23 protein-coding genes are annotated in these 22,589 nt (G+C 41.9%); 18 read left to right on the forward strand and 5 right to left on the reverse strand.

Annotated elements, in window-relative coordinates; all coding sequences use genetic code 11:
* Nucleotides 1-62 precede the first annotated feature (62 nt).
* Entirely contained in the window at nucleotides 63-965 is a 903-nt protein-coding gene (locus SporoP37_RS11030) for a LysR family transcriptional regulator (RefSeq protein ID WP_081243694.1), read from the reverse strand.
* Between the two features lie 178 nt (nucleotides 966-1,143).
* On the opposite strand from SporoP37_RS11030, the gene SporoP37_RS11035 reads away from it, so the two are divergent.
* The 12 genes from SporoP37_RS11035 (at nucleotide 1,144) to SporoP37_RS11090 (ending at nucleotide 13,210) form a co-directional block, all read left to right on the forward strand.
* Nucleotides 1,144-2,142 (forward strand): Bug family tripartite tricarboxylate transporter substrate binding protein, encoded by a 999-nt coding sequence (locus SporoP37_RS11035; RefSeq protein ID WP_085430959.1) that lies wholly within the window; start codon nucleotides 1,144-1,146, stop codon nucleotides 2,140-2,142.
* A gap of 29 nt (nucleotides 2,143-2,171) precedes the next feature.
* Nucleotides 2,172-2,615, forward strand: a complete 444-nt coding sequence (locus tag SporoP37_RS11040) for a tripartite tricarboxylate transporter TctB family protein (protein ID WP_158233667.1) — start codon at nucleotides 2,172-2,174, stop codon at nucleotides 2,613-2,615.
* A 22-nt stretch (nucleotides 2,616-2,637) separates the two neighbouring features.
* Nucleotides 2,638-4,143 carry a tripartite tricarboxylate transporter permease gene (locus SporoP37_RS11045; RefSeq protein ID WP_085430960.1) on the forward strand — a complete coding sequence of 502 codons (1,506 nt, stop codon included), beginning with the start codon at nucleotides 2,638-2,640 and terminating at the stop codon, nucleotides 4,141-4,143.
* Between the two features lie 18 nt (nucleotides 4,144-4,161).
* Entirely contained in the window at nucleotides 4,162-5,310 is a 1,149-nt protein-coding gene (locus SporoP37_RS11050; RefSeq protein WP_158233668.1) for a M20 family metallopeptidase, read from the forward strand.
* A 188-nt stretch (nucleotides 5,311-5,498) separates the two neighbouring features.
* Entirely contained in the window at nucleotides 5,499-6,362 is an 864-nt protein-coding gene (locus tag SporoP37_RS11055) for a YitT family protein (RefSeq protein WP_085430962.1), read from the forward strand.
* Between the two features lie 881 nt (nucleotides 6,363-7,243).
* Entirely contained in the window at nucleotides 7,244-7,930 is a 687-nt protein-coding gene (locus tag SporoP37_RS11060) for an RraA family protein (RefSeq protein ID WP_081243700.1), read from the forward strand.
* Nucleotides 7,931-8,956: a TRAP transporter substrate-binding protein gene (locus SporoP37_RS11065; RefSeq protein ID WP_081243701.1), complete on the forward strand. Its 1,026-nt coding sequence runs from the start codon at nucleotides 7,931-7,933 to the stop codon at nucleotides 8,954-8,956.
* A 15-nt stretch (nucleotides 8,957-8,971) separates the two neighbouring features.
* Nucleotides 8,972-9,466 (forward strand): TRAP transporter small permease, encoded by a 495-nt coding sequence (locus SporoP37_RS11070; RefSeq protein ID WP_081243702.1) that lies wholly within the window; start codon nucleotides 8,972-8,974, stop codon nucleotides 9,464-9,466.
* 3 nt (nucleotides 9,467-9,469) lie between these two features.
* On the forward strand, nucleotides 9,470-10,756 hold the full coding sequence (locus tag SporoP37_RS11075; protein ID WP_081243703.1) for a TRAP transporter large permease: 1,287 nt from the start codon (nucleotides 9,470-9,472) through the stop codon (nucleotides 10,754-10,756).
* A 24-nt stretch (nucleotides 10,757-10,780) separates the two neighbouring features.
* On the forward strand, nucleotides 10,781-11,587 hold the full coding sequence (locus SporoP37_RS11080) for a carbon-nitrogen hydrolase family protein (RefSeq protein ID WP_081243704.1): 807 nt from the start codon (nucleotides 10,781-10,783) through the stop codon (nucleotides 11,585-11,587).
* Between the two features lie 15 nt (nucleotides 11,588-11,602).
* Nucleotides 11,603-12,241 (forward strand): GntR family transcriptional regulator, encoded by a 639-nt coding sequence (locus tag SporoP37_RS11085; RefSeq protein ID WP_085430963.1) that lies wholly within the window; start codon nucleotides 11,603-11,605, stop codon nucleotides 12,239-12,241.
* 105 nt (nucleotides 12,242-12,346) lie between these two features.
* On the forward strand, nucleotides 12,347-13,210 hold the full coding sequence (locus tag SporoP37_RS11090) for a YitT family protein (protein ID WP_081243699.1): 864 nt from the start codon (nucleotides 12,347-12,349) through the stop codon (nucleotides 13,208-13,210).
* 211 nt (nucleotides 13,211-13,421) lie between these two features.
* On the opposite strand, the gene SporoP37_RS11095 is transcribed toward SporoP37_RS11090, so the two are convergent.
* Nucleotides 13,422-15,854: a DEAD/DEAH box helicase family protein gene (locus SporoP37_RS11095; protein WP_085430964.1), complete on the reverse strand. Its 2,433-nt coding sequence runs from the start codon at nucleotides 15,852-15,854 to the stop codon at nucleotides 13,422-13,424.
* The gene (locus SporoP37_RS11100; protein WP_081243708.1) at nucleotides 15,847-16,173 is read right to left on the reverse strand and encodes a nucleoside triphosphate pyrophosphohydrolase; all 327 of its coding nucleotides are present in this window, start codon (nucleotides 16,171-16,173) and stop codon (nucleotides 15,847-15,849) included. The genes SporoP37_RS11095 and SporoP37_RS11100 overlap by 8 nt, the downstream gene beginning before the upstream one ends.
* Before the next feature lie 289 nt (nucleotides 16,174-16,462).
* On the opposite strand from SporoP37_RS11100, the gene SporoP37_RS11105 reads away from it, so the two are divergent.
* Nucleotides 16,463-18,514 (forward strand): bifunctional diguanylate cyclase/phosphodiesterase, encoded by a 2,052-nt coding sequence (locus tag SporoP37_RS11105; protein ID WP_158233669.1) that lies wholly within the window; start codon nucleotides 16,463-16,465, stop codon nucleotides 18,512-18,514.
* A gap of 140 nt (nucleotides 18,515-18,654) precedes the next feature.
* The gene (locus SporoP37_RS11110) at nucleotides 18,655-19,560 is read left to right on the forward strand and encodes a chemotaxis protein (protein WP_085430966.1); all 906 of its coding nucleotides are present in this window, start codon (nucleotides 18,655-18,657) and stop codon (nucleotides 19,558-19,560) included.
* A gap of 88 nt (nucleotides 19,561-19,648) precedes the next feature.
* Here SporoP37_RS11110 and SporoP37_RS11115 read toward each other — a convergent pair whose 3' ends face one another.
* Together SporoP37_RS11115 and SporoP37_RS16980 are read right to left on the reverse strand one after the other, a co-directional pair.
* Nucleotides 19,649-19,828 (reverse strand): hypothetical protein, encoded by a 180-nt coding sequence (locus tag SporoP37_RS11115; protein WP_081243711.1) that lies wholly within the window; start codon nucleotides 19,826-19,828, stop codon nucleotides 19,649-19,651.
* A gap of 74 nt (nucleotides 19,829-19,902) precedes the next feature.
* Nucleotides 19,903-20,076 (reverse strand): hypothetical protein, encoded by a 174-nt coding sequence (locus SporoP37_RS16980; protein WP_157118631.1) that lies wholly within the window; start codon nucleotides 20,074-20,076, stop codon nucleotides 19,903-19,905.
* Nucleotides 20,077-20,298: 222 nt separating this feature from the next.
* Here SporoP37_RS16980 and SporoP37_RS11120 point away from each other — a divergent pair, with 222 nt between their 5' ends.
* The 4 genes from SporoP37_RS11120 to SporoP37_RS11135 all read left to right on the forward strand — a co-directional run bounded on the left by SporoP37_RS11120 (nucleotide 20,299) and on the right by SporoP37_RS11135 (nucleotide 22,571).
* On the forward strand, nucleotides 20,299-20,721 hold the full coding sequence (locus SporoP37_RS11120) for a hypothetical protein (RefSeq protein ID WP_085430967.1): 423 nt from the start codon (nucleotides 20,299-20,301) through the stop codon (nucleotides 20,719-20,721).
* A gap of 270 nt (nucleotides 20,722-20,991) precedes the next feature.
* A complete protein-coding gene (locus tag SporoP37_RS11125) occupies nucleotides 20,992-21,363 on the forward strand; it encodes an iron chaperone (protein WP_081243713.1) in 372 nt (123 codons plus the stop codon).
* Between the two features lie 207 nt (nucleotides 21,364-21,570).
* Nucleotides 21,571-22,122: a hypothetical protein gene (locus tag SporoP37_RS11130; RefSeq protein ID WP_085430968.1), complete on the forward strand. Its 552-nt coding sequence runs from the start codon at nucleotides 21,571-21,573 to the stop codon at nucleotides 22,120-22,122.
* Between the two features lie 104 nt (nucleotides 22,123-22,226).
* Complete coding sequence (locus tag SporoP37_RS11135; RefSeq protein WP_232329746.1) at nucleotides 22,227-22,571, forward strand: DUF5412 domain-containing protein; 345 nt, start codon at nucleotides 22,227-22,229, stop codon at nucleotides 22,569-22,571.
* Nucleotides 22,572-22,589 lie beyond the last annotated feature (18 nt).

Below are 22,589 nucleotides of genomic sequence, written 5' to 3' on the forward strand. Positions count from 1 at the left end.
ATAGATTATCATGGGTAATTCCATTTGTGTATAAGTTATTTTAGAATCTTAATTATATTTGATTAATGAATATCCAAAATTTTTACTATTTCTTTTGCTACTTTAATAAAGTGTTCCGCTGCTGCTTTTTTCACGCCGTTTTTGGAGGTCACTAAATTTAATTTTGAATAAAGAACCGGATCAGACAGCTCCAAAAGCGGGGGAAGATCCATTCCATCTAGCTTTGAGAAAGCTTCGGGACAAAATGCCACGCCCATACCTTTCTTTACCATATTGAGCATAGGTAAAGTTTCAGTTCCCCAATAAATGATGTTCGGATTAAATCCGCGAATATGACATTCTTCCAATATATCTTCAGAGATGCCATGACCGAAAGTTGTATGCTGCATAAAGAACTTCTCATCTTTTAGTTCATCTAATGTAATGGATTTATTGTCGGCCAAAGGATGGGAAGGCGGAAGGGCTACCAGCAATCTCTCAGATAATAAAGGAATCGTATGCAAGTCTTCTTTATTAAAAACATTACGCAAAATTCCTATGTCCATCTTATGATGACGTATTTGCTCCAGTATATAGGCCGCGTTGCCTTCCTTGACATGGATAATAATCGGTATATCCCGTTCATTAAAGTAATGAACAACTTCGGGAATGATTGTTAGATTTGCAATAGTTGAAGACCCAATCGTAATATGTCCGCCTTCACCTTGATGATGTTCATGAATTTCTTGAATAATTATTTCTGCAGACGCCAATAACTCTTTTCCGCGCCTATATAATAACCGTCCGGTATCGTTCAGATACATCCTTTTCCCGATTCTGTCGAATAAATTGACGCCTATTTCATCTTCAAAACCTTTGATTGCCGCACTTAACGGCGGTTGGGTAATATTTAGTGCTATGGCGGCTTTTGAAATGGTGCCGTGTTCAACAACTGCCATAAAATACTTTAGTCTTTGAATATTCAATGAAGCATGCCCCCTTATTCCTTATATACGAAAAAGATATATAGAATACACTTAATATATATTTTACATTTATACGAACACCATATATTATAACACTACGTTTAAATTTTCTGAAACCTTACCTAGGAGTTTCAGAAAAAGAGAGCATAAATTTTAAGGAAAAAGAGGAGGAAATAAAATGATTAAAAATAGTAAAAAGCTTATGATGCTTTTTCTTACATTGGCACTTGTTATTCTCACTGCCTGCAATAAAGATAGCGGAAGTGAAAGCGCTTCATCGGGTGATTTGGATTATCCGAAGCGCCCGATTAGTTTGATAATCCCTTATGGTCCCGGGGGAAGTGCGGATGTACAAGCCCGCTTGATCGGTCAATCTCTGCAAAATCAATTAGGGCAGACGGTTAACGTGGTCTCTAAACCTGGCGGCGCAGGAGCAACAGGAATGAACACGCTGAAAGGATCAAAACCAGATGGCTATACAATTATTCTAACGGCTGTCGGACCTTCTACATTGACGCCAAATGCAAATGACGTGGGATATAACGTGACGGAAGACTTTTACCCGATTGCTCAGATTTCTGAAGCACCGTATGGCATAGCAGTTAATTCGGATTCAGGTATCAATTCTCTGGATGAACTTCTGCAATTTGCAAAAGAAAATCCAGGACAAGCTACGTACGGAACTACTGGTGCCGGATTGCATCAACACGTTGTTACTGCTGAATTTTTAAATCAGATTCCAGATACAGAAATGGAGCACGTTCCATTCGATGGAGGGGCGGAGGCTGTCAGTGCATTACTTGGCAATCATATCACGGCTTCAGTAAATACTATTTCTGAGATTACCCCTCATGCAGAAAGTAACGCACTTAAAATTCTTGCGGTAACTTCAGATGAAAGATTAGAGAATCTGCCTGACGTGCCAACCTTTAAAGAATTAGATTATGAATTGGTTGGTCAAGGTGCTTGGTTTGGTTTCATGGCACCTAAAGATACACCAAAAGAAATAGTAGACAAATTGGATGAAGCAATTAAAAATGCATTGGATGAAGACAAAGTAAAGGGGCAGTTCCAAAATGCGGGACTTCCAATCAAATATCTTAACTCTGATGAATTTAAAGAAAAAGTATCAAATGAAAATGAGAAGAATGGAAAAGTAATTCAGTCGTTAAATTAAAATAACACGACATAGGTGGTATGGAATCTATGAAAAAAGAAATTAGTGATATTTCTACAGGTATAGTTTTATTGTTGTTTTCAGTGATTGGTTATTTTTTCTCTTCAAAGTTAAAAGTAGATTCTACTATTAAATACGGGCCGGATTTCTTTCCCAAATTGGTCTTCCTGTTAATTGCGGTTACCTCTGTTATTTTACTAATCACCGCAATACTGCGTTTCAAGCGCAGTAAAGACGTAATAGCCTTTAATGGAAAGACAGTCTTTGGAGTGGTTCTATTCATTATTGTGCTGCTCGGCTATATAGCATTATTCTTTCAAACGGGGTTCATTATTTCAACCATAGTATTCCTTTTTATTGGGCAGTGGTTATTTGGAATTCGGAAGATTCCAATCTTGATCGCTACGTCTATACTGTTGCCGTTTGTTTTATATTACGTGTTTACTTTCCTTTTCAAAATTCCATTACCTTAAACTTTAAAAAGGAGGGGATACTGTGTCCCCAGATATTATTGCAGGATTACTATTCGCTTTGGCTCCGGTCGCACTCCTTGCTAACTTAGCAGGAGTTGCACTGGGCATTGTATTTGGAGCATTGCCCGGGCTCACAGCGACAATGGGGCTGGCATTATTAATACCGCTGACATTCGGAATACCGCCTATCGTTGCGTTCAGTGCATTGCTGGGCGTGTATGTTGGAGCTGTCTATGCCGGGTCTATCACGGCTATCCTCGTTGGAACACCAGGAACTGCGGCAGCAGCGGCAGCGCTATTGGAAGGGCCGGCATTGACAAAAAGAGGAGAAGCGAAAAAGGCACTTACCATGACGACTGTTGCATCTGTAATTGGCGGAATTTTCAGTTGTGTGGTGCTAATTCTCGTTTCACCGCAATTGGCAAAGTTTGCTCTAACGTTTGGACCTCCAGAATATTTTGCTTTGGCAATTTTCGGCTTATCGATAGTGGCGGGCGTATCGGGGAAGTCACTATTAAAGGGCGTTATTGCAGGCTTAATAGGATTAATCATTGCTTCTATCGGACTAGATCCGGTTAAAGGAACAGAAAGATTTACTTTTGGCAGTGTAGATTTATTAAACGGAATTAACGTGGTACCTGCTTTGGTTGGGTTATTCGCTATTTCAGAAGTCTTGACAAGGATGGAAGGTAAAAGCGAGCAATTGCAAAGTAAAATAGGGTCGACTTCTATTGGCCTAAAGATGTCAGAGTTGAAAAGAAACTGGTTTAACTTGCTTCGTTCTTCAGCGATAGGAACATTTATAGGGATTATTCCGGCAACAGGATCAGGTGTAGCTTCATTCGTTGCTTATAATGAAGCAAAACGTGCCTCAAAAGATAAATCCCAATTTGGAAAAGGAAACGTAGATGGTCTGGCTGCGACTGAATCTGCTAATAGTGCAGTAACAGGCGGAGCATTAGTACCGCTGCTGACATTAGGAATTCCAGGTGATGTAATCACGGCAGTAATGCTTGGTGCATTGATGATACAAGGCCTGACGCCGGGTCCTATGTTATTTACAACAAATGCCGATGTGATTTATGGAATTTTCATGGCATTAATTGTAGCGAATATCTTTATGCTCGCATTGGGACTTGGAGCCACTAAAATATTCCCGAAGTTATTGCGCATACCGGAAGGAATTCTAATGCCGGTGATTGTGGTGCTTTGTGTATTAGGTTCATACTCCATCGCCAATTCAATGTTTGATGTAATGATCATGCTGATATTTGGATTGTTGGGCTATGTGATGCTAAAAGTCGAATTACCTCTGGCTCCTTTACTGTTAGCCATGATTCTGGCGCCTATTGCAGAAACAAACTTCAGAAGATCTATGTTATTGTCCCAGGAAAGTTTAAGTATCTTCTTCACAAGACCAGTCAGTGCAGTCATTTTGGTTATCACGTTCTTCGTATTTGGAAAAATTATATTTAATGAATTCAAAAAGTACACGCTGGCAAGGAAATTAGAAAAGGAAAGTGATTAAATTATGAGCGCGCAAGTCATGACAAAGCTTACCGAATACCTGGCTGCAAATGAACAAGAAGCCTTGGACTTTCTCAAGTCAATTGTAAATACAGACAGTTATTCTTACGATAAAGCAGGCGTCAATAATGTAGCCGCAAAGATTATGGAATTGCTTGACGGCAAAGGGATTTCCTATGAAGTAAGAGAAAATGAGGAATTCGGAAATCATATAATCGCTACTATTAAGGGGCCAAAAGACGGGAAGATCCTACTGATGGGTCATATGGATACGGTCCATCCGGATGGAACGACAAAAGACAGACCGTTCGCCGTAGAGGGAAATCTTCTGCGCGGACCCGGAGTATCAGACATGAAAGCCGGCTTGGTGACGATGATTTATGCAGCTGCAGCGCTGAAGGAATTTGCTGTTGATGATTTATGCGATATTGAAATCTTGTTTACACCGGAAGAAGAAATTGGTTCCCCGATTTCGAGAGCAGTTATTGAAGAAAGAGCTAAGGATGCATTAGCAGTTTTTAATCTTGAAGCAGGGCGACCTGATGGTTCAGTTGTCACCGCAAGAAAAGGATCTGCTCATCTCAAAATTGAAGTAGAAGGAAAGGCATCCCATTCAGGAGCATTTATTGAAAATGGAATTAGTGCGAATGATGAACTTGCGTTAAAGATGATCAAAATTAAGGAACTAATGAATAATGATAAGGATGTAACCATTAATATTGGCATCATCCAGGGCGGTGTCAGCAACAATATGGTATCGCCGCATGCATCAGCTACGGTCCATTCAGGATTTTGGAAAACAAAAGATTTTGATGAAGTGTATAAAGAAATCGAAAAAATTGTAAATACATCATATATTCCAGGAACGAAAAGCAGTTTATCAGGCGGGGTCAGTATTTTGCCAATGGAATATAACGATGGCATAGCGAACCTTTACGAAATTGTAGAAAAGTGTGCGCAGGACATGTCATTGCCAATCACAGAGCAGAAAACAAAAGGGGCCGCTGATGCAGGATTTGCCTCATCGATTGGAATACCTACAATATGTGCAATGGGTCCCGTAGGCGGTAACTGGCATGCAGCCGATGAGTATATGGAATTGGATACATTTCTTCCGAGAATGGAATTGTTAATGCGATCGGTTCTGACATTTTCCAGAAGTATTTAATCGATAAATTGGCAGAAGGAGAAGTAAACAACCTTCATCTTCCTTTATGGACCATTGAAAAATTAATCGAAATTCTTGTCATAAGCGAAATATATGTCTGTCATCTACTGGTCCTCATCTTACAACAGGTGAGGGCCATTTTATGTACACAAAAACTCATCACCTGATGAGACAGAAGGGGTGTAGTAATGAAACAGAAATGGATCGATTATACAGCCTTGATTGCGGGCTCATTGCTTTTCGCAATTGGAATTAACTACTTCGCAATTCCAAACATGCTGTCTGAAGGCGGCGTGATTGGACTTTCCATTATCGCGCATTATGTATTTAACTGGTCAACTGCAGCAGCCAGTCTCGTGTTAAACTTGGTTTTGATTTTAGTAGGCTATAAATTTTTAGACAAAAGGTCGTTTATCTATACACTGATCACGACTGTTTTCATGTCGGTATTCTTGCAGCTGAGCGTCCATTGGGGAGTAAAATTCAGCAATGACACGCTCTTGGCTGCATTGTTTGCCGGGCTGTTCGTCGGCATGGGCCTTGGAATTATTTTCAGAGTCGGCGGAACCTCCGGCGGGGCAACCATATTGGCCAGACTGATGTCCCAATTGCTAGGCTGGAGTGTAGGTAAATCCATGCTGGTCATTGATATCGCAGTCATCTTACTGTCGGTTTTCGTTATAGGAATAGAAAAGGCGATGTATACATTAGTGGCTGTCTATGTCGGGGCGATTGTCATTGATAAAATCGTTGGCGGGGCAGACGATCGAAAAGCTGTGATGATTATCTCTAATCACCAGGAAACCATTCGACAGGAACTGCTGACTACTATGGGAAGAGGCGTCACCATCCTCGAAGGCCGCGGCGGCTACACAATGGAAACAAAAGATATTTTGTATGTGATCATTAATCAGTCAGAACTCGTTCAGCTGCGACGCATTTTACAGCATACCGATGAAGAAGCGTATGTCACGATCAACAACGTGCAGGAAATATTCAAAAGGGGCTTCAAGAAGAAGTTAGACAAAAAACACTATGCACGCATTGGGTAAGCGTGCACAGTGTCGTAAAAAAGTTTGTGCAAATGTGTAATCTTCAGGTGCTGCGGGGTATTCAACAGCACCTGAAGTTCGACTGGAAAACAACTAATACTAGCGCTGTCCGTATATCAAAGGGCGATAAAATACCCCGTTTTAACATAATCCATATCAGACCCCTCCATAACCCACCTGCGGAAACACCAATCGAAATAGCTCCATCCTTTTATTGATGAAATTTACAAACGAAAATTAATAATCTTTGTATCGGCGTTTCTGTAATCATAGAACCTTCGTCAAATTTAGCGTGTTTACTAGCTAAAAATGTCCGGGGCTAACACAAAGTGTTTACATATGAGTTTGGGTGCAGTCGTCGCTAAGTAATATGCAGCAGCTGCTTTTTGCCTTCTAGGGCTAAATAAAACAAAGATTCGATTCCAAACTCTATTTCACCACCTCTTGATAAGTAAAGCATTGAAATATTGGAGCTGCCTATAGCTTATCACTTAGTAGTTCTAATCACTCAGTAAATAAAATTTTCTGAATAATTTTTCAAGATATTACTATATTATTATATTAAATTCTAAATGAAAAGTTCTTCTATAAACAAGAATTTCATAAAAAAGCCCTTGATTGTTGAACAAGTGGAAGCTGGAGGATTTTCTGTGTACTTATCATACGTGCAGGCTTTCTTTCTGCTCCTGTTATAAAAAATAGGGTAAAAGTAGTTCTGCATTCTATTGATTGGTAATTTTCAACATTATACATAAAACAAATGAAAGCGCTATCTTTAAATAACTAAATATTCGTAATAATCACAAAGCACTATTGTTTTTGAGATAAATTAACCGTAATATTCTACTTGTATACAAGAAGTATTCGAGGAGGAATGGAAGATGAAAATATTAAACCGTGTAGAAAATAGTAAATTAACGAGTGAACTTAAGGAACGATTCAGCAAGGTAGAGCCAGCGACAATTGGACACCACTTACATTATGGATTTATGGATCCAAGAATTAAAAGTATGTTTGAAAATGTAAGCGTTGTCGGTACCGCATTTACAGTCAGAACAAGTGTAGATGACTCTACTATGGTACATAAGGCAGTGAGTTTAGCTGAAGAAGGAGATATCTTGGTCATTGACCGGACAGGCGATGTTAAACATGCTTGTGTTGGAGAAATGGTTGCATATGCGGCCAATGTAAGAAAGCTCGCAGCTATTATCATCGATGGACCTTGTACGGACATTCAAGCGCTACGTGAAATTGGACTTCCTGTCTTTGCTACAGGATTATCACCCATCACAACGAAGCTTTATGGTGAAAGTGGAGAAATCAACACATCTGTACAATGCGGCGGTGTAAGTGTAAATCCTGGTGATCTGATTGTCGCGGACGATAATGGGGTACTGGTTATGCCGGCAGATTTGGATTATGAAGAAATCCTTGCAAAAACTGAAGCAAGCGAACAGAAGGAGCCAAATACGAAGAAATTGCTGGACGGTGGAAAAGTTCTTTCCAGTATCACTAGAGCAGATGAATTAATCGATGCATACTATTCTAAAATGGAAGGCGGAAAATAAATGAAAAGACTTCTTACAGTAATGCTAGTGTCGGCTTTTGCACTACTTGTAAGTGCTTGCAGCGGTGGCGAAGCTGACGGCAGCTCGAAGAATGGTTCGGAAAAAGCAGTCGTATTAAAGATGGGAACCAAAATGCCGCAAGATACCGCTGAAGGTCAAGGGTTTGAGCATTTTGCTGAACTAGTTAACGAGAAGAGTGACGGTAGCTTACAAGTAAAAGTTTACCCTGCAGAGCAACTTGGTAAAGGAACAACGCAAATAGACAATATGCTGCTTGGGACTCAAGATATGTACGCTGAAGGTGCAAATTACTTCCAGGATTTTGATGCAAGAATTGAAGTTGGAAGTGTGCCTTATCTGTTCAGGGATTTTGAACATTACCAAAAGTTCAATACAGGCGAAATCGGAAAAGATATTGAAGAGAACTTAATTGAAAACGGAGTTAGAATCTTGAATACTGAACGGAACTTTAGACGCGGCCCATACCGTGTCATGTTGTCAAAAGAACCAGTTAAGACAGTAGAGGATCTAAAAGGATTGAAGTTACGGTCGTTTGAATCTGCGTTCTATTCCTCTGCTTATAATTCTGTAGGAGCAAAGCCTACAGTAATTGCTTGGACTGAGACGTATCTTGGTTTGAAACAAGGTCTTGTAAACGCAGTTACATCGCCGATTTCATTAGTATGGCCAATGAAGTTCACGGAAATTGCCCCATATATGACGAATATTGATGAATATCCACAAGATGTCGTCATTGCAATCAGTGAAGACAAATACTCCGAGCTATCTGAAGAACATCAGAAAATCCTTGTAGAGGCAGCTAATGAAGCAGGAGAAGAAGCGACGAAATTAACGCTTGATGAAGTTGAAAAACATATGCAAATGATGAAAGACGATCATGGAATTGAAGTCTTTGAAATTGATAAAGATGAATGGGTAGAAGCATTTTCCGATTACCACTACCAACTTGAAAAAGAAGGCAAGATCCCTGAAGGTTTCGTAGACAAGATAAAATCTATTGAATAATGAGGTGGACTCCCAGTGAAAAAGATACTCGATACAGTCGCAAACATCTATTTGTTCATCGCTTTACTTTGCTTCTTCGCTTTGATTGGGATCTTGTCGACAGAGATAGTGCTGAGATACTTCTTTAGTCATTCACTGGACTGGTCACAAGAACTATTCTCTATCTTAGTCTGCTGGATCACATTTTTAGGATTTGGAAAGATAGTGGTGGATAAAGAAGACATCGCGATTACATTTCTGGTCGATAAATTCAGTTATGGAAAGCAAAGAATCATTAATATGATTAACAGTTTATTATTGTTTATTGCTTCCGCTACGATGTTCTTCTTTTCATTGAAGCTGACAATTTCACATCTTGAAAAGACAACAGTTATTATGAAAGCACCCTCAGCCTGGTTTTATGCACCGCTGGTATTGATGCTGGCTCTAGTGGTTGTAACGGCGGCTTATGGAATTTTCCGCTCAATTAAACCAGCGCAGCATCTAGTCTCAGAAGAGGAGGTGGAATAACATATGCTATTAGCAATTACATTGTTTTCGGTATTCTTCCTGTTGCTGCTGTTCGGATTCCCGATTTCCTTTGCTATGGCACTCTCGACAATTGTAGTGCTGGTCATGGGGGGGTATACAACGGAAGTGTTACCGCTTATGTTGGTGGAAGGAATAAAAGGCTACACGCTTTTATCAGTGCCACTCTTCATATTAGCCGGTAACTTAATGAACTCAGCCGGTATTACGCAACGTATTTTTGCTTTTGCATCCGCTCTAATCGGTCATATTAGAGGGGGGCTGGCACAGGTAAACATTGCGGCCAGTGTCATATTCTCCGGGATTTCAGGAACGGCGGTAGGCGATCAGGCAGGTCTTGGAGCGATTGAACTTAAGGCGATGACAGACAAAGGATACCAAAAACCTTTCAGTGCTGCTTTGACATTAGCATCCTCTGTAATAGGGGCGATTATTCCGCCAAGTGTGCCTCTGATTATTTACGCATATCTGGCTGAAGTTTCTGTCGAAAAGCTGTTTATTGCCGGTATTATTCCTGGGCTATTAATTGCAGTGACATTATCAATTTATGTATATATTGGTGCTGCGAGAGGCACGATTGTCACTCCTCCAGCAGAGCCATTTAAACTACAAACACTTGGACAGACATTTAAGGACGGATTCTTTGCAATTCTTGCTCCGGCGGTTATACTCGGCGGAATGCTTGGCGGGGTCGTAACACCGACAGAAGCGGGTGCAATCGCAGTTGTGTACTCTATATTCTGTGCAGCCGTCTATAAAGAATTGAAATGGGATACGATGAAAAAAGGGTTCGTTGACAGTGTCGGTTCAACTGCACTCATTATGTTCCTTGTAGGAATCGGTACAGCTATGGGATGGGTCATCTCGGCTGAACAACTCCCTTACTTACTTTCTAACTTCCTGTTGGACTTAACGGACAATAAGTATTTGATGCTGTTAATCATCAACGTAATGTTGCTGGTCCTTGGAATGGCTATGGAAGGGATACCAATTAAGTTAATTTTATTGCCGATTCTATTGCCGATTATCGATAGTTTGGGTATTGATCGTATTCACTTCGGTATCGTCATGTCCTTTAACTTGTTGATTGGGATGGTCACACCACCTGTAGGCTTAGGTCTTTATGTTATGAGCAGGGTGGGGAAAATCTCGTTTGAAAGTATTGTGAAAGCAATATTGCCGATGTACATTCCATTGTTCATCGCATTACTATTAATTACGTATTTCCCTCAGTTATCACTATGGCTGCCGGAACTACTGGGAAGTAAATAATAAAATACCAGGAGGAATGTCGAAATGAAAACAGCAGTTATTCAATTGAATACACGAGACAATAAGAAAGAAAACTTAGAGAAAGCAAAGAAGTTTATTGAACAGGCGGCTAATGAAGGCGCAGAACTAGTTTCCCTTCCGGAGTACTTCAACTTCATGGGGCCTGAAGAACAGAAGCCGGGAGCGGCAGAAGTAATTCCAGAAGGCGAAACTACTACGATGCTGACGGAACTGGCAAAGAAACACAGTATCTTCATTCACGCTGGAAGTATTCTGGAGAAGCATACTGATGAAAAGTCATATAATACGAGCCTGTTTATCGGGAAAGACGGCGAGTTGCTTGAAACGTATAGAAAAGTGCATCTCTTTGATATTGGTATCGAAGGAAGAGGAACATATAAAGAATCAGATACAGTGCAAGCGGGAGAGTCTACTAAAATGGTTGATCTGCCGATTGGAAAAGCGGGATTGAGTATTTGTTACGACTTGCGATTCCCTGAACTTTTCAGAAGTTATGCCTTTAACGGTGCGAGTGTTCTGTTTATTCCGGCAGCTTTCACTTTATATACGGGAATGTTACACTGGGAAGTATTACTAAGAGCACGAGCAATAGAAAACCAATGTTATGTTGTGGCAGCCGGACAGTTTGGAACTAATGTGCCTGGAAAAGCCTGCTATGGAAGCAGTATGATTATTGATCCTTGGGGAACAGTTGTCGCACGGGCTCCTGAAGGAGAAGGGTTCGTTATGGCAGATATGGATGCTGAAACTGTTAAGAATGCTAGAGAAAGTATTCCTTGCCTCGACCACAGACGACCGGCGGTTTACTAATCGTGTCAGGATGAGGTGACTATCATTTCAAAGCCAAAGTATTTAAATGATAAAGCTTATGCACAGATTAAGGAACTGATTATTAAGGGCGAATTAAAAGGTCCCATGGTATCCGAAAATGAGTTAGCAGACTTACTGGGTATGAGCCGAACTCCGATCAGGGAAGCATTATTAAAATTGGCTTCTGAAAATTTTGTTGAGATTTACCCGAGAAAAGGAATCTATATTAAACAAATGACAGTTGCAGAAACGAACAATGTCATGGATGTACGGCTAGCCATTGAGTTATTCTCGATAGAAAAGCTATCGGCTGTTTTCGCTGACGAACATCTGGAGCGTTTGGAAGCCCTTGTTGAAGAACAGCAAAAGATGTATGAAGAGTCTAAAGTCTACGAGTTCATCAAATCTGATCTGGAATACCATTCCTATTTATTGCAGCTGACCGGCAATGACTACTTCGTGAAAATACTTGGCAACGTCAGTGATAGGTGCTTTCACCACGGAATGAAAATTTTTCAGGATCTCAGCCGGATTCAAATGTCCATAGACGATCATATTCTAATAAACGAAAATCTGAAAAAACGTGATTTCGATATGGTTAGATCCGTTATGGAGCAACATATATTGAAGGGTAAACAACATTTCTTGTCTTAACGTGAAATAAACGTCTATCATCTACTGGTCCTCATCTTACAACAGGTGAGGGCCATTTTATGTACACAAAAACTCATCACCTGATGAGACAGAAGGGGTGTAGTAATGAAACAGAAATGGATCGATTATACAGCCTTGATTGCGGGCTCATTGCTTTTCGCAATTGGAATTAACTACTTCGCAATTCCAAACATGCTGTCTGAAGGCGGCGTGATTGGACTTTCCATTATCGCGCATTATGTATTTAACTGGTCAACGGCTGCTGTCAGTCTTGTGTTGAACTTGGTCTTAATTTTGGTAGGCTATAAATTTTTAGACAAAAGGTCGTTTATCTATACATTGATTACAACTGTTTTCATGTCGGTATTTTTGCAGCTGAGCGTCCATTGGGGAGTGAAATTCAGCGATGACACGCTCTTGGCTGCATTGTTTGCCGGGCTGTTCGTCGGCATGGGCCTTGGAATTATTTTTAGAGTCGGCGGAACCTCCGGCGGGGCAACCATATTGGCCAGACTGATGTCCCAATTGCTAGGCTGGAGTGTAGGTAAATCCATGCTGGTCATTGATATCGCAGTCATCTTGCTCTCGGTTTTCGTTATAGGAATAGAAAAGGCGATGTATACATTAGTGGCTGTCTATGTCGGGGCGATTGTCATTGATAAAATCGTTGGCGGGGCAGACGATCGAAAAGCTGTGATGATTATCTCTAATCACCAGGAAACCATTCGACAGGAACTGCTGACTACTATGGGAAGAGGCGTCACCATCCTCGAAGGCCGCGGCGGCTACACAATGGAAACAAAAGATATTTTGTATGTGATCATTAATCAGTCAGAACTCGTTCAGCTGCGACGCATTTTACAGCATACCGATGAAGAAGCGTATGTCACGATCAACAATGTGCAGGAAATATTCAAAAGGGGCTTCAAGAAGAAGTTAGACAAAAAACACTTTGCACGCATTGGGTAAGCGTGCAAAGTGTCGTAAAAAAGTTTGTGCAAATGTGTAATCTTCAGGTGCTGCGGGGTATTCAACAGCACCTGAAGCCCAATTGAAATAATCAAGACGAGCAAGGATTCATAATCGGCAGGGCTGTTCTTGAATAAATGCGAAGCTGATGAAGAGTGCCTATTGAGTTCAAGGATAGTAGTTATAGAATAACAGCAGCAAAGTGGAAAGCTTATATGTCAGCACTCTTTCTTTCAAAATACCAATGCAGGCGATATTCACAAATCTCCTTCACCCAGCCGTACAAGATTTCCTCGTGCTCCTCTGCAACATCTATCTTAGGTATGAACATCCCGTCCTCAAACACAATCTTACCTTTAGAAGCCCCGCTCCACTTCGTCATCGGCATGGCAGCAATCAGTTTGGCTATCTTTTCTTCATTATATAGCCGGAGTGATTTGCCTTGTTTATCCGACAGATCTGCATCACGGCGATAGGGCTTCTCCATCAAATACGCATGGAAAAACGGCGCAGCTTCTTTTGGGGTGACGGGCTGATGCCAATTGGCAGGTCCTCTCGTCAGCATGTACTTTAACAAAATCATCTTATAGCTTTTCGTCATTGTCGTTTTGTTCACTTCAATTAGCCAATCTTTATGCTGTGTAAGAACTTCTTTCTCCAAATCATTCAGTTCATCAGCATATTTCAGGAGTAGCGGGTACGTCTTGAATTTTTGCTGGATGGCTTTTGCATCTTCAGTGGCTTTCAGATGGTATTCCAGATAGGAAGGGCGGTGCCCCAGTTCAGCTTTTAGTTCAAAATAGGCAGTAATCAGCCGTTGCTGGACAGGTTCATTTTGTTTCATAGCTTCAAGCAGATCAACGACAGCCGTTTCAAAATGAAATTCAAAATAACTCGGTTCACTGAATGTCCCGCTGCTGATCTTCGCCGGCAGCTCGTTCGACTCGTTGAATACTTGGAACTTTTTCCGGGCATTGCGATAGTTTCCAATCAGGTCAATGATTACGCAGTGCGACTTGCCTGGCGCGATTCGTAAACCGCGGCCGATTTGCTGCGTGAAGACAGTTAATGATTCGGTAGGGCGGACGAATAATAAAGTATCGACGTTCGGGATGTCGACGCCTTCATTAAATAAGTCGACGGTGAAGATCATATCGAGTTGACCAGTTTCCAGCATGTTTCGGGCTGCAATGCGTGCGTGCCGGTCCGTGCCTCCGTGCAGCGCAAGTGAACGGAAGCCGGCTTCTGTGAAGTAGTCGCTTAGGAAACTGGCTTGTTTAACGGAAGAACAGAAGGCGATGGTGCGGGTTTTCTTATGTTCGTTCCATGCAGTGATTACAGCTTCCGCGTAACTGTCCCGCAATTGCAGCCGGGACAGTTCCTCTTCGTCATAGCGGTTATTGCGCCATTTCAGCTCGCTGTAATCCGTTTTGTCCAGTACACCGTAGTAGACGAAAGGGGAAAGCCAATTTTGCCGGATGGCGTCCAGAAAGTGGATAGAGATCGCTTCATTGCCGTTGCACAGGCTGTAGACATCTTTATTGTCGAGCCGGTCCGGTGTGGCGGTGAGGCCGAGCAGAAATTCTGGCGTAAAGTAATCCAGGACGCGTTCATATGTAGTGGCCGCCGCATGATGGAATTCATCCACGACAATTAAATCGAACGCGGCAGAAGAGAACTTCTCCAGATGGTATTGTCTGGCGAGTGTCTGGATAGATGCGAAAACAAATTCTGTGTCAGTTTCTTTTTGCTGGCCGTTATAAATACCGCTCGTCCGGTTCGGAAAAACGCGCGAGAAGGAAGCCTGCGCCTGTGTCAGCAGTTCTTCACGATGGGCAATGAAAAGTACGCGTTTGAATGATTCAGCGAAGAACGCGGCAAGGTATGTTTTGCCGAGTCCTGTAGCGAGAACAGCGAGCGCTTTTTCATAACCATTCTTGACAGTTTCATTTAAAGCAGCCAGCGCAAGTTCCTGTGCAGGCCGCGGTTCCATTACAGCTGACTCATACGTGGCTGCGGGATCGGTGAAACTGTCGGCGGATGCATGTTCAGTTGGGCCAAATGTCATTTCGATTTCGGTCGCGGCTGTATATGGCTCCCATATAGAACTGAATGGCAGTTTTCGGTTGGTTTCGTCATATCGCTGCCGGTATTGTTCGATTTGATTCTCATTGATTGCTACGGTGTTCGGCGACAAGAACATTTCTGTAAATGCGCTGGCAGAGGTCTCGAAAATATCTTCATCTGCAGACGACGGCGCGTAGAGATTCCACTCGATTCCATTAGTTAATGCGGATTTAGAAAGATTCGAGGAGCCGATGATCACGGCAGCGCTGTCTGCTGACTTAAATAGATAGGCTTTCGGGTGAAAGGAAGTGCCGCCGCTCTCCATCATCCGAAGTTCGGCGCCCGGCAATCCATCGTACAGTAAAGTAAGGGCATCAGGCTGAGTGATGGACAGATAATCGCCTGTCAGGATCTTGATTTCTGCGCCGCGAATGGCAGCATCACGAAGAGAGGGAAGTACTTCCTTAACGCCTGACTTCATCATAAATGACGTCATCCAGTAGATTGTATCTGCTTCTGCAGTCAGTTGTTTTAAGTCATTCACCAAGTTTTTCGTCAGCAGCCGCAGTTTAGTCATCTTGTACTTCCACTAGAAAAATCCGGTCTGTGAATCCGCCGCGTGCACTGGCTTTTTCGGCGCGCACCGTTTCCAGCTCCTCAACTGTCACGCCATGATGATTGGCAGCCGCATGGATCAGTTCCAGTAAGTCGGACAGTTCTTCCACTGCTGCTTCTGCTGTATCGGCTTCTTCATACTCCGCGAGCTCTTCGTGCATTTTCTTATTCAATTCAGCAATGTATTGCGTCTCATTAAGTGTCTGGGTTACACATGTCTTTCCATCGGCTTCGATAATCTGTGGAATCAAGTCACGTACAAGTTTATTGTAGATAGGCATAAACTCTCTCCTTTAAGCAGTAATTTCCTGTATTCTACCATACTGCGGCGATAGAAGTACGTACACTTTGTACATCTGTTGCGATCCCTTACAAATAAAACATAATGCCAGCAGAAAGTTACTAAAAACAGGGAGAAACACCTCCATATTACTCGGAAATAAATTGACTATACTAGTAAAATAGTAAATAATAGTAGAATAAACTTTTATGTATAACGTTTACCATGAGTAGTTAGAATCACTATAAAGTATGAATCTCCCTTTTATATGGGTTGAGGAGGTGGAACGGATGTTTAGTGCACCAGACTACCAAGAACTATCACAATTAACCGGTTCCTATTCGCTGGAAATGAACATATTGTCCATTCTGGTAATAGTGTTCGCTTCCTTTACGACGCTTAATCTATATGACCGGATGCAAAAACCCAGCTTTTTCAAACGGGAAGTCTGGCTTGTGCTGGCTTCGCTGGCACTCGCATTCGGAATATGGTCTACACATTTCCTGGCGATGAATTCACTCGTGCTGCCCGTAGAAATGCATGTAGACTACACATGGGGATTCCTTTGTATTCTGCCGATATTTTTTGCGGCGTTGCTGGCATTCCATCTTGTGCAGACCCCGATGAAAATATGCTGGCGTCATGCGGTAGCGGCGGCGCTCATAGCAGACGGGATGAGCATCATGCATTTACTCGGTATGAAAGCGATGAAGATGGATGTGTACATCAGCTATAATTGGTTGCTGATGATACTGGCAAACGTAATTGCCGGGTTGTTGACCTATTTCGCACTTCGGGCGATCAGTCATCCGAAACGCGCGGTGTTATCGAAAGTGTCAGCAGTCGCGTTTCTGACTGCCGGAACAGCAGCCGTGCACTTTATCGGAATGTTCGGAACGGGCTTTTACATAGAAACTGGACAAGCGTTAGGTGAACCCGTGATGCATATGCATTTCATGAATACATTAATAGGTGTCGGAGCGGGTTTGCTGCTTGTTGCGATGCTATTGGTTTCATATGTAGACGGTTATTTGGATTATTGGCTAAAGTATTTTGACGTATTGACAAAACTTCCGAACCGCCGGAATTGGGAGCGTTGTTTAACCGATGACGTGGCAGCGGGGGATGTGGCAGTCTGGAATTTCCCTGACCTTCAGCGGATCAATCAATTATACGGCTATGAAGCGGGGGACGAAATCCTGCAGGAAATTGGCTCGCTGCTTGCGAAGTGGAAACCTACATTCACCGAGTTGTACCGTGTCAGCGGGAACCGTTATTTGTTTTATGTCAAGCAGGCAGGACGTTACGCAGATTTTCATAAGTTTTTAGTCATTATGCAGCGGGAAATCGATCAATTGCTGCCGATCAAACGGCAAGAGATGCGCTACGTTTGCGGGGTGGCAAAAGCCGATCAGCATAAATCAGTCAAGCAGTTGTATAAAGAGGCGATGATGGTCGTGGAACAGGCAGCGATTACACGTGAGTGGGGCTTGCTGACGTTCGATCCTGCCATCCACGGTATGTCTTATGAGCGGGATGTATTGCGTGATATTTCCAAGGCGCTCAAGGAAAATCATATTTCCCTCGTCTATCAGCCGAAAGTGAAAGGTGCCCATGCTGAATTTGTCGGGGTCGAAGCGTTGCTGCGCTGGATGCATCCGGATCTTGGGCCGATTCCGCCTGCCACGTTCGTTCCGATTTTAGAGCAGGATGGACGGATGGGCGAAGTGACTGACTGGATCATCCGGGAAGTGTGCAGACAGATTCATAACTGGGATTCTCAGGGCACACATATACCTCAGGTAGCCATCAATATACCGGGGGAGTATGTAACAGATCCCCATTTGCTGGACCTTCTTTGGAAAGAAACCGGTGCGTATAAAATCGATCCAAGCCGTATTGAGCTGGAAATTACAGAAACAAGTACCGCGAAATCGATTCCGCAGGCGATTGCCGCTATGAAGCGGTTCAAGCGCTATGGTTTCTCGGTGGCTCTTGATGATTTTGGAACAGGCGTATCATCGCTTTCCTATCTGCAGCAGCTGCCGATCACGACGCTGAAAATCGATAAATCTTTTACAGACGGGGTGCCGGCACCGCCAAAGAAATGTGCCGTGCTGAATGCCATCCTGGCGATTGGCTGCTCGATGGATTTGGCTGTCGTCATTGAAGGGGTAGAGCGGCAGAAGCAAGCGGAGTTTCTGCTGGAACTAAAGTCTGACTTAACTTTTCAAGGGTATTACTTTTCAAGGCCGCTGACTGTTCCGCAGCTGAATGACTGGGTGGCAGAAGCAATGAAGCGCAAGCAATTTCCGAATCTAAGCGCATTCCCAATAAAATGAAGCGGGCAGATAGATTCTTCTGAAATTACGTAGATTCCCGGACATTCCATATGGTATAGTAGTCCTATACATCAACAAAATATGGATATTGCGTATAAGTATAAGGAAATAGATTAAATTGTCTGAGAGGGTGGAAGAAATTGTCCAATGATTCAGGTATTTTATTGGAAAGCGGCACAAATGAACTGGAAATTGTCGGTTTTGAAATGCAGGGTAACCGTTATGGCATCAACGTGATCAAAGTAAAGGAAATCATTATGCCACTGCCTATTACACCGATTCCTCATGCGCACTTTGCAGTGGAAGGTATCATCCAGTTGCGCGGAGAAGTGCTGCCGGTCATCAGCATGGAGAAAATCTTAGGGATGGCGCCTTCCGTCAATCCGCAAGATGCAAAATATATTGTTGCTTCATTCAATAAGCAGACTGTCGTGTTCCGTGTGCACAATGTGACACAGATCCATCGTATTTCCTGGAATCAAATCGAGAAACCTTCGGGCATTTATGCGGCGGAGAACTCTCAAGTGATTGGCGTCATTAAACTGGACGGCGAAATGTTGCTGCTGCTTGATTTTGAAAAGATTATTCTGGATATCAATCCGGAAGCAGGCATTAACGTCGATCAAGTGAAAAAACTTGGAAAACGGGAACGTTCTGATAAACGAATTTTAATCGCGGAAGATTCGCCGTTATTGCGTAAATTATTGCATGATACACTCAGCGAAGCGGGCTATGAAAATCTGGATTTTTATGAGAACGGTCAGGATGCGCTGGATTATTTGATGACACTGGCGACGGATGACGTCGATGTAAAAAAAGAAATTCAACTCGTCATCACAGATATCGAGATGCCGCAGATGGACGGCCATCATTTCACGAAACGGATTCGCGAAACGCCGAAACTCGCGGAACTGCCGGTCATTATCTTCTCTTCACTCATTACAGATGACCTGAAGCACAAAGGCGACAGTGTCGGAGCGGACGATCAAGTCAGCAAGCCAGAAATTGCTGAATTGGTATTGAAGATTGATAAGTATATATTATAAGAATGAAAGACTTCCGTTTCATGCGGGAGTCTTTTTTCGATCGCGCAGTAAAAACACGCCACTTTGCGGTGGCGTGTTGTGATGTTATTTATTTATCGTCGTCTTTTTTCACGTTATCGTCTATTGGAACATATTCTCCCTTAAGTCCATCTTTCTTGATGTCGTAGTATTTGTCTGCACCTACGCCGCCTTCATCAATCATTCTTGAAATACCTTTCGTGCGCATTTCATGTTCTTTAACAATTTTTTTACGGTCATCTTTAGTCATGTTCGTCTCCACCTTTTACTAAAATGTATTTTCGGAAAAAGTTGTGTGACTGTCAAGATTCATCTGCCGCTGAATTATTCTTTGCTGTTATTATCCTCGGGTACTTCAATGATTTTTTCTGCTGGCGGCACTTTTTTAATATTATAATACTTATCCGCGCCCATTCCGCCTTCGCCGATCATTTTAGAGATCTCCTTCGTGCGCATTTCGTTAGTCTTCACAATTTCTTTTCTGTCGTCTTTACCCATTTATAATTCCTCCTTTAAAATAAAAGCGTATTTTACTCTTTGGGGAAATGGAATGTGTGACAGTACTCTGTGATGTATCTACACTTTTATTTTACCACAAATACGTCATGGATTGGGGGATTGGAGTTACTCTGTCAGCCTATTAACGGAAAATTCCGCTATTAAAAAGACAGTTGATAGAAAGAAATGGTATATTTATTGAATGGAAGGGAGTTGTGTAATGTGAAAAGACTTTTTTTACTTATTATTGTGATTAGCAGTCTGCTGGCTAGCTGTGGTGAGAATACAGTATCTTATCGGGAAGTACCACAGGAAAAAGTCAATGAAAACGTGAAAATCTTCATTCAGAGTGTGCAGGGGATTCAAGATCAGGAGCGAAATGGAATATATAAATACTACGATAAAGAAAACATTCAATATTTATATGTGACTCAGGATTTTCTCACTGACGGAAAAGGTTTTGGCGGGTTAGATATCGAAACAGATGCAGATTCGATGCATTTATATTTAAAAGAAAGTGAAGAGCCGACGGAAGATACGTATCGGCTGTATCGAATTGAATCTAATCGTGAATTTACGTATTCAAAGATTTACAAAAATGGTGAAGAAACATATTTCGGTACGATCGGCGTGCGCGGCGATTAAAAGTATACGAAGAAGGGGTATCATAGGATTATCATTAATAAATTTAGATGTATAAATGTAACCTGAATCTCAACTGTCCATTTAAGCTATTCAAGATGCAGAGCATAGCTTCAACTCATCGATCTGCATCACAATTTTACATTCTATTTGTTCTGTATGTATGTATATTTGTATTAAACGAACAGGGGTGTAAACTGAATAGCCATTGCGCATCTGTCAGGCCATTATGTTGAAGCCTCAGATTTGAGAATAGTAATTGGAGCTGAAAATATGACAAAACAAAAACCACAAACTATTGAAGAATATGTATCTCAATTCCCGCTGGAGACGCAGCGAACATTAGATGCTTTGCTGACATGTCTTACTGAGGTAGTTCCGGAGGCAGAAAAGGAACTAAAATGGGGTGCTCCCGCATTTACTTATCGCAGGATTTTGTTCACTGTTGCAGCATTTAAGAAGCATGTAAATTTCTATCCTACACCTGCCACAATTAATGTGTTTAACGAAGAACTCAAACCTTTCTCAACAACTAAAAGCGCAATACAGTTAAAATTGAATGAACCTTTACCGTTAAAATTAATCCGTGAAATAGCCAGCCATCGATTGAAGGATGTAGTGGAAAATGATGCAAAATGGATGTGAAAGCCACGATTATCTGACGGGAATAATTTATAACATAAGTATCCAACTACCGGGTTGTTAAAGTTTATGAAATACGTTCTATTTAGTCATTTAGTAGATTTGCGCGGAAGCCGCGGAAAGCATCCGTATGCAGCGCAGATCAACGGATTCAAACCGCCATCCAACTAACGGCTGGTTTTTCTAATTAAGAAGTTTGGGGGTGCAGTGATGACAAGTTTTTTCAGATACTCCCTTTTTCTGCTCATTTTCCTTCTGTCCGGTTGCAGCGGCATTGCGAAGTATGACGATCATGAACCGGCGGCCATTGTGAAAGGGCAGGAAATTACAATTGGGGATTTACGGTTCTTATATCCAGATGAGACAGCTTTGGATTATTTGGACGGAACAATAAAATTAGAATTGGTAAAGCAGGAAGTGCAGGAAATGGGTCTCGATATCACTGGAAATTTAGAAACAGACCAAGACTGGTTTTCAGAACTGCCTCCTAAAAACACAGAAGATGAAGGCGGCAGGCAAATACGTGATTTTGCTGAATCTCAAGCAAAAAAATTGAATATGGATCCAGAAGAATACCAAAAGGAGTATGCCAGAAGAATAAATGAACTCAATGCAAATCTCATTACCTTTCTTGAAGAAAAATTAGACGGCTATCAATTCGGCGATGAAAAGATGAATGAAGAAGCGAATCAGTTGTTGGAGAAATTGGCAGAGGAGAATAAAGAGGAAATTAAGGTGCTGATTAAACCAGCTGCACGGTAAATGGGTCAGCTCTTTGCCGAGGCTGTAAAGGAGTTATTTTTTGAATCTATGAAAGAAATTCATATAAAAGGTGGGCAAAGCCAATTAATAAAAATACGTTAAAAGTGTTTTTAGTCGTCAGTTTATTGTTAACTGCATTTATTGGTTATGGGGTGTATTGGGCGTTCTATGATATGAGCAGATTGCCGACAGGAGAATACGTGACGGAAGAAACATCACCTGATGGAAAATACACAGTAAAAGTCTATGTCACGAACGGAGGGGCTACTGTGCCCTATGCTATTCGCGGAGAATTGGTTTTCAATCAAGAAAATAATAAAACGAAAAATATTTATTGGAATTATAAAGAGGATACGGTAATTATCACTTGGACAGATAACGATACAGTAGTTATTAATGGGCATACCTTGAATGTGCCAAAAGATAAATTTAATTTTAGACAGCAATAACACAGTACTTCATTGTTG

Origin of the sequence: Sporosarcina sp. P37 (genome assembly GCF_002109365.1) — a bacterium.
Taxonomy (GTDB): Bacteria; Bacillota; Bacilli; order Bacillales_A; family Planococcaceae; genus Sporosarcina.